Source organism: Pseudomonas agronomica (assembly GCF_025917275.1).
In the GTDB taxonomy this organism is placed as follows: Bacteria; Pseudomonadota; Gammaproteobacteria; order Pseudomonadales; family Pseudomonadaceae; genus Aquipseudomonas; species Aquipseudomonas agronomica.
The window spans coordinates 1-13008 of sequence record NZ_JAOSHO010000113.1; the positions used below are offsets into that span (position 1 = coordinate 1).

The following is a 13008-nucleotide window of genomic DNA, read 5'->3' on the forward strand; positions in this document are numbered from 1 at the left end:
ACAGCCTTATTCAGCCACCGATGATTTTCATGATGGTTGCCCCACCGGAGAACGCCACTTCCTGCTTGTCCCCCAGCGCCTTGACCAGCAGACGCTGGAGCGCCGGCAAGGCCTGGTGGCGAGGCTTGTCCAGCAGATCGCCGACGAAGTGACGGTTGCTCGACGACAGGCAGCCATGCAGCCAGCCGGTGGACGACAAGCGCAGTCGCGAGCAGGTCCGACAGAACGGCACGCTCTCGTTGGCGATCACGCCGAAATGGCCCAAACCAGGAATTTCATAGCGCACCGCTGTCGCATCGACAGGCGCATCGGCCTGCAGGTATTCGTATTGCTCGCCAATCAGGCTCAGCAGTTGCTGGAGGCTGACGAACTGTTGCAAGAACGCATTGGAGTCGCTGGCCAGGTGGCCCATGCGCATCAACTCGATAAAGCGCAGTTCATAGCCACGTTCCAGGCAGTACTGGAGCAATGGCATCACCTGATCAAGGTTCTGCCCGCGCAACGGCACCATGTTGACCTTGATCTTCATTCCGGCGGCCCGGGCCTGCTCCATGCCGTCGAGCACAGTCGCTAGGTCGCCGCCACGGGCGATGCTGCGAAAAGCATCGGCGTCCAAGGTGTCGAGGGAAACGTTGATTCGTCGAATGCCGGCATTCACCAGCAGAGGGAGCTTCTTGGCCAGTAGTTGGCCGTTGGTGGTCACGCTGATGTCATCCAGCCCCATCTGCCCCACCGCCGTCATGAACGACTCGAGCTTGGGGCTGACCAACGGCTCGCCGCCGGTGATGCGCAACCGCTCGATACCGGCGGCCTCGATCAGATAAGCCACGCCTCGCGCCATGGCCTCGGCCGACAGTTCATCCTGCGCAGCCACCAGCCGCTTGCCGTCAGGCACGCAGTAGGTACAGGCGTAATTGCAGGCTGAAGTCAGGCTGATCCGCAAATTGCGAAAACGCCTGCCTTGACGGTCAACGATCATGGATCACTCCGGCGAAAGAAGAATCGGACCCGAGAAAATTGACCTAGAAATCAAGTTTTCGCAAGACCCAAGCCTGAGTATATTCCTGGGGCACTGCGCCATGTAAGCGGACATGGCGCAATCAGGTAGCTGAATGCCTCAACTGCTCGGGGCTTCCGGGTCGCGCTTGCGCTTGTTGCCCATGCGCACACCGATGTCCATCAGGAACTGGAAGAAACCCTCCTGATCTTCGAGCACGTTGCTCCAGAACGGCGAGTGGTACAACGCCACCGCGCCATGCACCAGAGCCCAGGCAGCGCAGTAGTGGAAATACGGCGGCACGTCTTCGAGCTTGCCTTCGCTGATCCGCCCCTTGATCAACAGGGTCAGGCGATCGAAGTTCGAAGCGCGGATCTTGTGCAACTCCTCGACCATCTCTGGCACCTGGTTGCCCTTGACCACCTTTTCTTCCAGGCGGTCGAACAGGCGATAACGCTGCGGGTCGCGCATGCGGAACTCGAAGTAGGCCCGGGACAGCGCCTCCTTGTCCTTGTCGACATCGGCTGAATGCAGGAGCTCGTTCAAATCGCGCTCGTAATCGAGCATCAGGCGCAGGTAGATCTCGGCCTTGGATTTGAAATGTTTATAGATCGTGCCTTTGCCGATACCCACGGCATCCGCAATCATCTCGACGGTGACGCTGTCTTCGCCCTGGTCGAGGAACAACTTGAGCGCGGTGTCGAGAATTTCCTGCTCGCGGCGACGAAACTCACGGACCTTACGGGGTTCTTTGTGCATAAGAAAAAGGTCTGAAGGGTCAAAATTCGAAGCCGGGTATTATGCCTAACTTACGCAAAAATGCACGGATCATCCGTTCTGGGCCGCAGATCTAAGCAAAACCGCGCAAAACCGGCTCCTCCGTTTCAAGTCTCGTCCCGCCACCACGAAGGCGTCAGGCGCAATGAGAACTTATCCGAAGCGAACGTATTCCAAATTTGTTTAAAAACCAACCCGGTCGAACTGGACGCGCTGCCATAGTGATCAATACTTGAACTGTCGGCGCGACATCTCCCCCAAGTGACGCGCTGATAAAGGCGCCAACGGACCGCGTGCCTTTGTATTACTCCTAATGGTCTTAACCCGGATTCACCCCCCAGAACCCGGGTTTTTTTTGCCTCGGTTTCAGGCCATCGGCGAACGGACGCGCGCCAATGGGAACAGGCGCTTGAAGTTTTCCGTGGTTTGCTCCGCGAACCGGCCATACGACTCGCCCCGCAACATTGCCAGGAACTCCGCCACTTCCCGCACATATTGCGGAAGGTTCGGCTTGCCGCGATACGGGATTGGCGCCAGGTAAGGCGAGTCGGTCTCGACCAACAGGCGATCGGCCGGCACCTTGCTGGCAACGTCGCGCAAGGCGTCGGCATTGCGGAACGTGACAATACCGGACAAGGAAATGTAATAACCCATGTCCAGCGCAGCCTTGGCCATGTCCCAATCTTCAGTGAAGCAATGCAACACGCCGGCCTGGGGCAACGCCGCGTCGCGCAACAGCGCCAAGGTATCGGCCCGGGCGCCACGGGTGTGGATGATCACCGGCTTGCCGGTCTGTCTTGCGGCTTCAAGATGCAAGCGGAACGACGCCTGCTGCACGTCGGCGGCTTCCGGCTCGTAGTGATAATCGAGACCGGTTTCGCCGATGGCGACAACCCGAGGGTGGTCGAGTTCATGCAGCAGCCAGTCCAAGGCAGGCGTGGCATCGGGTTGTACGTCCAGCGGATGGATGCCAACCGAACAATCGACATCCTCGTAACGTTCGGCCAGGACTTTGACATCGGCGGCGTTGTCAGCGCTGACACCGATGCACAGGAAATGTCCGACGCCCCGCTGGCGCGCGGCATCCAGTGCGGCGTCCAGGGAGCCACCGTGGGCGGCAAGGTCGAGGCGATCGAGGTGGCAATGGGAATCTACGAGCATAAGGGTCAGGCTACATCGTATGGGTAGGACGGTCGGACTTGAGCGATCCGGCCAGGTGGGTTTCGATCTGGTTGCGGGCCGAGTTGTCACCTTCGTTGAACTGCACGCCAACGCCGGCAGCCCGGTTGCCCTGGGCGCCTTTGGGGGTTATCCAGATGACCTTGCCGGCGACCGGGATCTTTTCCGGTTCGTCCATCAGGCTCAACAGCATGAACACCTCGTCGCCCAGGCGATAATTCTTGTTGGTGGGAATGAACAAGCCACCGTTCTTGATAAACGGCATGTAGGCCGCGTAAAGCACGGATTTGTCCTTGATCGTCAGGGACAGGATGCCGTTGCGTGGCCCGGGACTGACAGGTTCGTTCATGCTGATCTCCGCTGCGATTGAGCTGAGTCTAGTGCCTCTGTCAGGTACGACCAGGCAAACTCGCCCATTGCACCAACAGCGCCTCCAGCAACAACACGCGATTGAGGTTCGCCTTGCTCAGCACCTTCTGACGTTGGGCAAGAATCCAGTCCTGAATGTTCAAGATTTTGTCCTGGCTGCTTTTTTGCGCCAGGTACTGGACCACCTTGCGCATATCGGGCAATCCGAGGCCGGCTTCGTCCTCGGTGAGCTGATAACGCAGGATCAGGCTCGACCAATCGCAGAACCAGTCGAACAACAGCAGCAAGGGGATGGCGTTCCACCCCTCGGCCAGTTGTGTTGGCGATTGCTGCTGCTTGAGCAGCTTCTTCACGCCATCCACGACCAGGGCCCGCTGCTCGCGCACGCCTTGGGCCTGGAGGCTGACCGCCGCCAGCGGCGAACCGGCGGCCAGGGTCAGCAGTTCGACGCGCTCTTCATCGGAGCTGTCAGGCAAAGCCTTGCCCAACCATTGCAGGCTCATGGCCTCGCTGGGCAGCGGACAGGCCTGCTGAACGCAACGGCTCTTGATGGTCGGCAGCAAACGGCTCGGCTGATGGCTGACCAGCAACAGCACAGTATCGCCGGAAGGCTCTTCGAGGCTCTTGAGCAAGGCGTTGGCGGCGTTGATGTTCATCGACTCCACCGGCTCGATCAGCACCACTTTGCGCCCGCCCATTTGCGAGGTCTGGACCACGAAGCTGACCAGGTCACGAACCTGGTCGACCTTGATCGCCTTGTCCGCCTCTTCCGGCTCCAGCACGTAATTGTCAGGATGGGTACCGGCCTTGAGCAACAGGCAGGACTTGCATTCACCGCAGGCATTCGAGGCCGCCGGGGCCTGGCACAACAGGCTGGCCATGAGGCGTTCGGCCAGCGCTCGCTTGCCGATTCCGACCGGGCCATGCAAAAGGTAGGCATGGGCGTGCTGGGCACGGCCGGCCAGTTGTTGCCAAAGGCCGTCCTGCCAGGGATAAGCTTCAGCCACGGGCACGCTCCAGCAAGCGCGGCAACAAATCCTCCAGCGATTGCTGGACCTGCGTCAACGGCTGAGCGGCATCGATCAACAGATAACGCGCCGGATCAGCCTTGGCGCGCCCCAGGAAGGCATGGCGCACGGCGTTGAAGAACGCCTGCCCTTCGAGCTCGAAGCGGTCCAGCCGGCCGCGAGCGCTTGCCCGGGCCAGGCCGATTTCCACCGGCAGGTCGAAAACCAGGGTCAGGTCGGGACGCAGGTCTCCCTGGACAAAGGTTTCCAGCGTCGCGATGCGTTCAAGGGACAAGCCACGCCCGCCGCCCTGATAAGCATAAGTCGAGTCGGTAAAGCGGTCGCACAACACGACAGCGCCGCGAGCCAGCGCCGGGCGAATCACCTCGGCCAAATGCTGCGCTCGCGCGGCAAACACCAGTAACAATTCGGTATCGGGGTTCATGATTTCATCGGCAGGCGCCAGCAGCACCTCGCGAATCCGCTCGGCCAGTGGCGTGCCGCCCGGCTCCCGGGTCAGTACCACCTCGATACCGGCCGCCCGCAGGCGCTCGGCCAGGTACTCGCGATTGGTGCTCTTGCCGGCGCCTTCCGGGCCTTCCAGTGTGATAAACAAGCCAGTCACGGGCGATCCTTAGTCAAAGTCATTGCGAGCTCGGCGGCTCGCTCGCATTCGGTTCGGGGGCAGGCTCTTGTGGCGGCACCTGAGGCACCGCTTCGGGCGCCGTGTCCGGTGACGCTGCGGGAATCGGTGCCGAATCTTCCGGGGCCGCCGGGGCCGGGCTGGAGCGATAATCGGCACGGCGCTTGAGCTGGAATTCGCGCACTGCGTTGTTGTGCGTCTCCAGGTCATCGGAAAAGACATGGCTGCCGTCGCCACGAGCAACGAAGTAAAGACTGTTGCCGTCGGCCGGGTTCAACGCCGCATGGATCGCTTCGCGCCCCACCATTGCAATCGGTGTCGGTGGCAAACCCGGGATCAGGTAAGTGTTATAGGGGTTTTCTTCTTTCAGGTGGGCACGGGTGAGCTTGCCGGTGTAGCGCTCGCCCAGGCCATAGATCACGGTCGGGTCGGTCTGCAGCAGCATGCCCAGGCGCAGGCGACGCACGAAGACACCCGCGATCTGGCCACGTTCCTGAGGCACCCCGGTTTCCTTTTCTATCAGGGACGCCATGATCAGCGCCTGATAGGGCTGGTTGTACGGGACGTCGGCAGCACGCTGCGCCCACTCCTTGGCAAGCACGTCGTCCAGCCGATCGTAGGCTTTCTTCAACAGATCGGCATCCGTGGTGCCCCGCACGAAGCGGTAGGTATCCGGGAAGAACCGGCCTTCGGGGAACACGCCCGAATGGCCGAGGCGCTCCATGACCTGGCTGTCGCTCAGGCCGGCAAGGGTCTGCTGGAGTTTTTCATCCTTGGCCAATGCCGCGCGCACCTGACGGAAATTCCAGCCCTCCACCAGTGTCACGCTGTACTGCACCACATCTCCGCGCTTCCAGACGCCGATCAAGGCTTCCATGGTCATGCCCGGCACCATCCGATATTCACCGGAGTGCAATGGCTGGTCGGCCAGATTGAAGCGCCAATAGATACGCAGCCAGAAGGCATCCTTGATCAGGCCGTCGGCTTCGAGGCGCTTGAGGGTTCCGGTCGGGGTGGTCCCGTTGGGTACGTCCAGCAATTCTTCCTGGGTGATGTTCAGCGGTTGTTGCAGCGCCGAATGAATCTTCCAGGCCGAAGCGCCCAACAACAGCCCTGCCAGAACCAGTCCGGTCTCCAGCAGCAGCAAGAATTTACGTCTCACGAATCAAGCATCCAATAGCGCACGGGCAAGGGTCTGCAGTTTACGGGTGAGAGGGCCAACCGACCAGCGTGCCGAATCGCATCCGAGTACCGGCCACACGCCATACACGCTGTTGCAGACAAAGACCTCATCGGCCTGGTGCAGCTGTTCAAGGCTGATGTCCATGATTTGCGTAGCGATGCCTCGAGAATTGGCTTGTAACAACAATTCTGCGCGCATCACCCCGGCGACACCACAACGGCTCAGGTCCGCTGTTAACAAAACGCCATCGCGCACCAGGAACAGGTTACTGAACACGCCTTCGATCACCCGCCCGGACGCGTCCTGCATCAAGCCTTCGGCGTATTGCGAATCGGTCCATTCAGCACGGGCCAGCACCTGTTCCAGGCGATTGAGGTGCTTGAGACCGGCCAGCAAAGGCTGCTCGGACAAGCGTACCGAACAGGGAAACAGGAGAACGCCTTGCTCGGCATGGGCAGTGGGATAAGCAACAGGCGCACTGCCTTGCAGGATGCGTCGGGCAGCGGTCGTGGGATCGGCGGCATAACCACGCTGACTGTCGCCACGGGTAACGATCAGCTTCATCACGCCGTCACCCTGACACCGGGCGTAAGCGCTCAGCTCGGCGCTCACCACCCCGATGTCGACGTTGAGCGCCAATCGCTGGCAGCCTGTTTCCAGGCGCTGCAAGTGACGCTCCAGCAACAATGGCAGGCCATTACGCACGGCGATGGTCTCGAACAACCCATCGCCATAAGCCAGGCCGCGATCTTTCAGCGACAGGACGTCAGCCGGTTGACCGTCGACCCAGCCCTCCATCAACCTGCGAACCGGCGGAACACCAGCGAACCGTTGGTCCCGCCAAAACCGAAGGAGTTGGACAACACCACATCGATGTCCATGCCACGGGCTGTATGCGGCACGAAGTCCAGGTCGCACCCTTCGTCAGGCTCATCGAGGTTGATGGTCGGCGGCGCTGTCTGGCTGTTGATCGCCAGGACGCTGAAGATCGCTTCCACGGCCCCTGCCGCACCCAGCAAGTGACCGGTCATGGACTTGGTGGAGCTGACCGCAAGCTTGTAGGCGTGTTCGCCGAACACCGTCTTGATCGCCTGGGCTTCAGCCAGGTCACCCGCCGGAGTCGAGGTGCCGTGGGCGTTGATGTACTGCACTTGGTCGCCGTTGATTTTCGCATCACGCAAGGCGTTGGCGATGCAACGGGCGGCACCGGCGCCATCGGCCGGTGGCGACGTCATGTGGTACGCATCGCCACTGGTGCCAAAACCGATCAGCTCGGCATAGATGGTCGCGCCGCGGGCCTTGGCGTGTTCCAGCTCTTCGAGCACCAGCGCACCGGCGCCGTCGGACAACACAAAGCCGTCGCGGCCCTTGTCCCATGGCCGGCTTGCTCGGGCAGGCTCATCGTTGCGAGTCGACAGCGCACGGGACGCGCCGAAACCACCCATGCCGAGGCCGCAAGCGGCCATTTCGGCGCCCCCGGCAATCATCACGTCGGCTTCGTCGTACATGATGTTGCGCGCGGCCATGCCGATGCAGTGGGTGCCAGTGGTGCACGCCGTGGCAATGGCGTAGTTAGGCCCCTGTGCACCCAGGTGGATGGACAGGAAACCGGAAATCATATTGATGATCGAGCCCGGCACGAAAAACGGAGAAATCCGTCGCGGCCCCGAATCGTGCAGCGTGCGGCTGGTTTCTTCGATATTGGTCAAGCCGCCAATACCCGAACCCATCGCGACGCCGATGCGCTCACGGTTGGCGTCGGTGACTTCCAGCCCGGCATTGCGCACTGCCTGGAATCCGGCTGCCAAGCCGTATTGAATGAACAGGTCAAGCTTGCGAGCTTCCTTGACCGACAGGTATTCCTCGACATTGAAGCCCTTTACCGAGCCGCCAAAACGGGTGGAATAGGCAGAAAGGTCGGTGTGTTCGATCAGACCAATGCCACTACGGCCAGCCAGAATGCCCTGCCAGCTGCTCGGCACATCCGTGCCCAGTGGCGACAACATACCCATACCGGTGACTACGACGCGTCTACGCGACACAGCACTCTCCTTTTTCAAATGACGACTTTGCATCAGGCCTAAAGAAAAAACCGCACGCCGTGATGGCAGTGCGGTTTTTCCATGACAGCTAGCGACGACTAAAAACGATTACGCCTGGTGGCTGGTAACGTAGTCGATAGCAGCTTGTACAGTAGTGATCTTTTCAGCTTCTTCGTCAGGAATCTCGGTCTCGAATTCCTCTTCCAGAGCCATCACCAGCTCAACAGTGTCAAGGGAGTCGGCACCCAGGTCTTCAACGAAGGAAGCGGTGTTCACAACTTCTTCTTCTTTAACGCCCAGTTGCTCGGCAACGATTTTCTTGACGCGCTCTTCGATGGTGCTCATACCTTGTTTTCACTCCTAATGGACAAATTCAGGCAGCTGGCCGGTGGGTAAGTGTATAGAAAGACTTTTCGGTTTTTCAACCGAAAGCTTCACTCCTCGAACCCTGGGGCCCGCCGCCTATAAATAGATTGCAGCTTTATAACGGATTTTAGACAGCTCGTATGACATTTTTTTGAAGCAATCCGTCACATTTAACTCATGTACATCCCGCCGTTCACCGGGATTGTAGCCCCAGTCACGTATGCCGCACCGTCCGAAGCAAGAAAAGCGACCACGGACGCGATTTCTTGAGCTTGCCCCAGACGACCCAGCGGAATCTGCGTCAACAAGGCTTCACGCTGTGCTTCCGGCAGTTCACGGGTCATGTCGGTGTCGATGAAACCCGGTGCAACCGAGTTTACCGTAATCGAGCGCGAACCGACTTCTCTTGCCAGCGCACGGCTGAAACCTTCCAGACCGGCTTTCGCCGCAGCATAGTTTACTTGGCCTGCGTTGCCCATGGCACCCACAACCGAGCCGATACTGATAATTCGGCCCCAACGTGCCTTGGTCATGCCGCGCAAGACGCCCTTGGACAGCCGGTACAGGCTGTTCAGGTTGGTGTCGACCACGTCGAACCACTCGTCATCTTTCATACGCATCATCAGGTTATCGCGGGTGATGCCGGCATTATTCACCAGGATCGCCGGTGCACCGAACTGCTCCTGGATGCTTGCCAACACGGCGGCAACGGATTCATCACTGGTCACGTTGAGCTCGAGCCCGGTGCCCTGGATACCGTTTTCCTTCAAGGTCGCGGCGATACGCTCGGCGCCCGAAGCGGACGTCGCGGTGCCGACAACGATGGCGCCTTGACGACCCAGTTCCAGGGCGATGGCCTGGCCGATGCCGCGGCTTGCACCGGTCACCAGTGCAACTTTACCTTGCAGACTCATGCAAGCTTCTCCTGTTCAGGCTTGCGCTGCGCGAGCGGCAGCGAAAGCGTCTGGGGTGTTGAGGTTGGAAGTGGACACGCCTTCGGCGCAGCGCTTGTTCAGGCCTGCCAGCACCTTGCCAGGGCCGCATTCGACCAGCTCGGTCGCGCCCTTGGCTGCCAGCGTCTGCACCGATTCGACCCAGCGAACCGGCTTGTAGAGCTGCTCCAGCAAGTCGCGCTTGAGGGTCTCGAGATCCGGCGCCACGTTGGCGCTGACGTTCTGCACAACAGGAATCTGCGGAGCCTGCCAGTCGATGGCGGCGATGGACTCGGCAAAACGCTCGGCGGCCGGACGCATCAGCTCGCAGTGCGACGGCACGCTGACCGGCAGCGGCATGGCGCGCTTGGCGCCACGGGCCTTGCAGCCTTCGATGGCACGCTCGACGGCAGCCTTGGCTCCGGCGATAACCACTTGGCCCGGGGAGTTGAAGTTGACCGCGCTGACCACGTCGCCTTGCGCCGCTTCGGCACAGGCAGCCAACACATCGGCATCTTCCAGGCCGAGGATCGCGGCCATGCCGCCCTGCCCGGCCGGAACGGCTTCTTGCATCAACTGGCCACGACGCTCCACCAGTTTCACCGCATCAGCCAGGCTCAGGCTGCCAGCAGCCACGAGTGCGCTGTATTCACCCAGGCTATGACCGGCGACAAACGCCGGGCGCGCGCCGCCTTCAGCCAGCCACAGGCGCCACAAGGCAATCGAGGCGGTGAGGATGGCCGGCTGGGTCTTATCGGTTTGATTGAGTTGCTCTTCCGGCCCTTGCTGGGTCAGTGCCCACAAGTCGTAGCCGAGCGCGTCGGATGCTTCTTTGAATGTTTCTAGGACCAGCGGGTATTGCGCGCCCAGCTCGGCCAGCATGCCGAGGGACTGCGAGCCCTGTCCTGGAAAGACGAATGCGAGGGAAGCAGACATGAAAACAAAGCCCCTAATGATCTTGTCGTCAAAAATTGACGCCCCTGGGGGCGCTAGGAAACTGACAGTTGGATGGCGGCTTGAACCGACCGGTCACATTCTAAGCATTGTCGGACGAAAACGCCTAAGTTAACAAATCCTCGAGGCGACCATGCAGGCGCTCCGGCAGGTTTTCCTGCACTTCGATCACCGCCCGGTTGATAGCGCTTTGAAAGCCCTGCACACCCGCCGAACCATGGCTCTTGATGACGATGCCTTGCAGTCCGAGGAAACTCGCACCGTTGTGCCGCGCCGGCGCCAGGTCTGCCTGCAGTCGCCGCATCAATGGCAGCGCCAGGGCTCCCACCACCCGCGAAGCCAGGCTTTGCTTGAACAACGTCTCGATGCGCTGGCCGATCATGGTCGCCAGCCCCTCGCTGGACTTGAGCAGGATATTGCCAACGAAACCATCACAGACCACCACATCGGCCTCGCCGCGATACAGGCCATCGCCTTCGACGAATCCGATGTAGTTGATGCCCCGCGCATTTTGCAACAAAGTCGCCGCCAGCTTGACCTGCTGGTTCCCCTTGATGTCTTCGGTGCCAATGTTCAGCAGCGCCACCCGCGGTCGCGCGATGCCCAGGGTTTGCGCGGCTACCGAGCCCATCACGGCGAATTGCAGCAGGTGCTCGGCACTGCAATCGACATTGGCGCCCAGGTCGAGCAATTGACAGAACCCGCGCTGGGTCGGGATCGCCGCGACCATCGCCGGACGATCGATTCCCGGCAACGTCTTCAGCACATAGCGGGACAGCGCCATCAGCGCCCCGGTATTGCCCGCACTGACACAGGCCTGGACCTTGCCGTCGCGCAGCAGCTCAAGGGCCACCCGCATCGACGCGTCGGGCTTGCCGCGCAGGGCCTGCGCGGGCTTTTCGTCCATGGTGATGACTTCGGACGCTGGCGCAATTGTCAGGCGCGCACGATCGACAGCCGACTGGCCGCTAAGCAATTCTTCAAGGAGGGAGGGTTGACCGACGAGGGTCAGGTGCAGCGAGGGCGTAGCATTCAGGCAAGCAAGGCTGGCCTGAACAATGCTGCGGGGACCGAAGTCCCCGCCCATTGCGTCAATCGCGATGACTTGAGCGGACAAGTGATTACTCGTCGGCGCCCTTGTCGATCACTTTACGGCCACGGTATACGCCTTCTGGCGATACGTGGTGACGCAGGTGAACTTCACCAGTGGTTTTTTCTACAGACAGGGTGCTAGCCTCGAGAGCGTCGTGCGAACGGCGCATGTCACGGGCGGAGCGGGATTTTTTGTTCTGCTGAACAGCCATAATTGATTAACTCCTAAACGTTTGGGTCACGCTTTAACTGCGCCAATACACTGAACGGGTTGGACCGCGTTACCTCGTCCTCGCTCGGTTCGGGCTCATCTGCTCCCGCCGGCTGCTGGCATTCTTCCGGATGATGAGCAGGCACAATGGGCAAGGCGAGCAGAAGCTCCTCCTCGATCAGTGACTGCAGATCCAATGGATCTTCGCCCAGTTCCAGCACGTCATAACCTTTCGGCAACGACTGGGTATTCGCACCCTCCTTCACCACGGCGTAACTGCATTCGCTGTGGATCGGCAGGGTGACCAGCTCAAGACAACGCTGGCAAACCATTTTGACTTCAGTGTCGATAAAGCTGTGGATCACCACAGATTTACGTTCATCTCGTTCAAAAACGAATTTGGCCTGGACCGTCCCGACATCGTCAGAAAGCGGGTCGCAGAGTCTCTTCAAATCGGCCAGCAGCAGTTCACCTTGAAGGGTGGTGCCACGGTCAGCCAATTTGCGCGGGTCAACGTGAGGTGGAATCGGGTCATTCAACATAGGCGCAGCATTATAGGGATGCACCGGGCCATGTCAAAGGAAATTCAGCCCTGTCCGTCACTTGCGCGCCTGGCTAGAATTCCCCCCTGCCCATCGGAGAGCGCCATGCTGCCTTTATTATTAGCCTCAAGCTCGGTTTATCGCCGGGAACTGCTCGCCCGCCTGGGGCTGCCATTCGTCTGCAGCTCGCCAGACATCGACGAAAGCCGTCGCCCTGACGAACCTGCTGTCGAGCTGGTAAAGCGCCTGGCCCGGGAAAAGGCCTTGGCACTGGCCGACAGCCATCCAGCGCACCTGATCATCGGCTCGGACCAGGTCGCCGTGCTCGGCGAGCGCATCCTGGGCAAGCCCCACACGTTCGAGAATGCCCGCGAGCAGCTAATGGCCGCCAGCGGCGCCAGGGTGACGTTCCTGACTGGCCTGGCGCTGCTTAACAGCCAAACTGGTAAATGCCAGGTTGACTGCGTTCCGTTCACGGTGAATATGCGGACCTTGGATCAGGCTCGCGTGGAGCGCTACCTGCGCGCCGAACAGCCATACGATTGCGCCGGCAGCTTCAAGGCCGAGAGCCTCGGCGTGAGCCTGTTCCAGAGCACCGAAGGCCCGGACGCGACCAGCCTGATTGGCCTGCCGCTGATTCGTCTTGTGGATATGTTGCTGGCTGAGGGCGTGCAGGTTCCCTGAACCGCCTCCGTGGCGAGGGAGCTTGCTCCC

16 protein-coding genes are annotated in these 13008 nt (G+C 60.5%); 1 reads left to right on the plus strand and 15 read right to left on the minus strand.

The window, feature by feature from the left end:
- Positions 1–10 precede the first annotated feature (10 nt).
- The 15 genes from OC610_RS11020 to OC610_RS11090 form a co-directional block, all read right to left on the minus strand.
- Entirely contained in the window at positions 11–979 is a 969-nt protein-coding gene (locus OC610_RS11020) for a GTP 3',8-cyclase MoaA (RefSeq protein WP_264427803.1), read from the minus strand.
- A gap of 138 nt (positions 980–1117) precedes the next feature.
- Positions 1118–1756 (minus strand): TetR/AcrR family transcriptional regulator, encoded by a 639-nt coding sequence (locus OC610_RS11025; RefSeq protein WP_249875634.1) that lies wholly within the window; start codon positions 1754–1756, stop codon positions 1118–1120.
- A gap of 384 nt (positions 1757–2140) precedes the next feature.
- Complete coding sequence (locus tag OC610_RS11030; protein ID WP_264427804.1) at positions 2141–2935, minus strand: TatD family hydrolase; 795 nt, start codon at positions 2933–2935, stop codon at positions 2141–2143.
- Positions 2936–2945: 10 nt separating this feature from the next.
- Entirely contained in the window at positions 2946–3302 is a 357-nt protein-coding gene (locus OC610_RS11035) for a PilZ domain-containing protein (protein ID WP_264427805.1), read from the minus strand.
- A gap of 40 nt (positions 3303–3342) precedes the next feature.
- Entirely contained in the window at positions 3343–4329 is a 987-nt protein-coding gene (locus tag OC610_RS11040; protein ID WP_264427806.1) for a DNA polymerase III subunit delta', read from the minus strand.
- Entirely contained in the window at positions 4322–4954 is a 633-nt protein-coding gene (tmk, locus tag OC610_RS11045; RefSeq protein ID WP_264427807.1) for a dTMP kinase, read from the minus strand. The genes OC610_RS11040 and tmk overlap by 8 nt, the downstream gene beginning before the upstream one ends.
- Positions 4955–4973: 19 nt before the next feature.
- Positions 4974–6134: an endolytic transglycosylase MltG gene (gene mltG / locus OC610_RS11050; RefSeq protein WP_264427808.1), complete on the minus strand. Its 1161-nt coding sequence runs from the start codon at positions 6132–6134 to the stop codon at positions 4974–4976.
- 3 nt (positions 6135–6137) lie between these two features.
- Positions 6138–6953, minus strand: coding sequence for an aminodeoxychorismate lyase (pabC, locus tag OC610_RS11055; protein ID WP_264427809.1), 816 nt, complete (start codon positions 6951–6953; stop codon positions 6138–6140).
- Positions 6953–8197, minus strand: a complete 1245-nt coding sequence (gene fabF / locus OC610_RS11060) for a beta-ketoacyl-ACP synthase II (protein ID WP_264427810.1) — start codon at positions 8195–8197, stop codon at positions 6953–6955. The genes pabC and fabF overlap by 1 nt, the downstream gene beginning before the upstream one ends.
- Positions 8198–8305: 108 nt before the next feature.
- Positions 8306–8542, minus strand: coding sequence for an acyl carrier protein (gene acpP / locus OC610_RS11065; RefSeq protein WP_003175607.1), 237 nt, complete (start codon positions 8540–8542; stop codon positions 8306–8308).
- A 191-nt stretch (positions 8543–8733) separates the two neighbouring features.
- Positions 8734–9477: a 3-oxoacyl-ACP reductase FabG gene (fabG, locus tag OC610_RS11070; protein WP_030137707.1), complete on the minus strand. Its 744-nt coding sequence runs from the start codon at positions 9475–9477 to the stop codon at positions 8734–8736.
- Positions 9478–9492: 15 nt separating this feature from the next.
- Complete coding sequence (fabD, locus tag OC610_RS11075; RefSeq protein ID WP_217861483.1) at positions 9493–10431, minus strand: ACP S-malonyltransferase; 939 nt, start codon at positions 10429–10431, stop codon at positions 9493–9495.
- Positions 10432–10555: 124 nt separating this feature from the next.
- Entirely contained in the window at positions 10556–11566 is a 1011-nt protein-coding gene (gene plsX, locus OC610_RS11080; protein ID WP_264427811.1) for a phosphate acyltransferase PlsX, read from the minus strand.
- 4 nt (positions 11567–11570) lie between these two features.
- Complete coding sequence (gene rpmF / locus OC610_RS11085; RefSeq protein WP_003179396.1) at positions 11571–11753, minus strand: 50S ribosomal protein L32; 183 nt, start codon at positions 11751–11753, stop codon at positions 11571–11573.
- Between the two features lie 13 nt (positions 11754–11766).
- Complete coding sequence (locus OC610_RS11090) at positions 11767–12294, minus strand: YceD family protein (RefSeq protein ID WP_003204262.1); 528 nt, start codon at positions 12292–12294, stop codon at positions 11767–11769.
- A gap of 105 nt (positions 12295–12399) precedes the next feature.
- Between OC610_RS11090 and OC610_RS11095 the strand changes: the two genes are divergently transcribed.
- Positions 12400–12978, plus strand: a complete 579-nt coding sequence (locus OC610_RS11095; protein WP_264427812.1) for a Maf family protein — start codon at positions 12400–12402, stop codon at positions 12976–12978.
- Positions 12979–13008 lie beyond the last annotated feature (30 nt).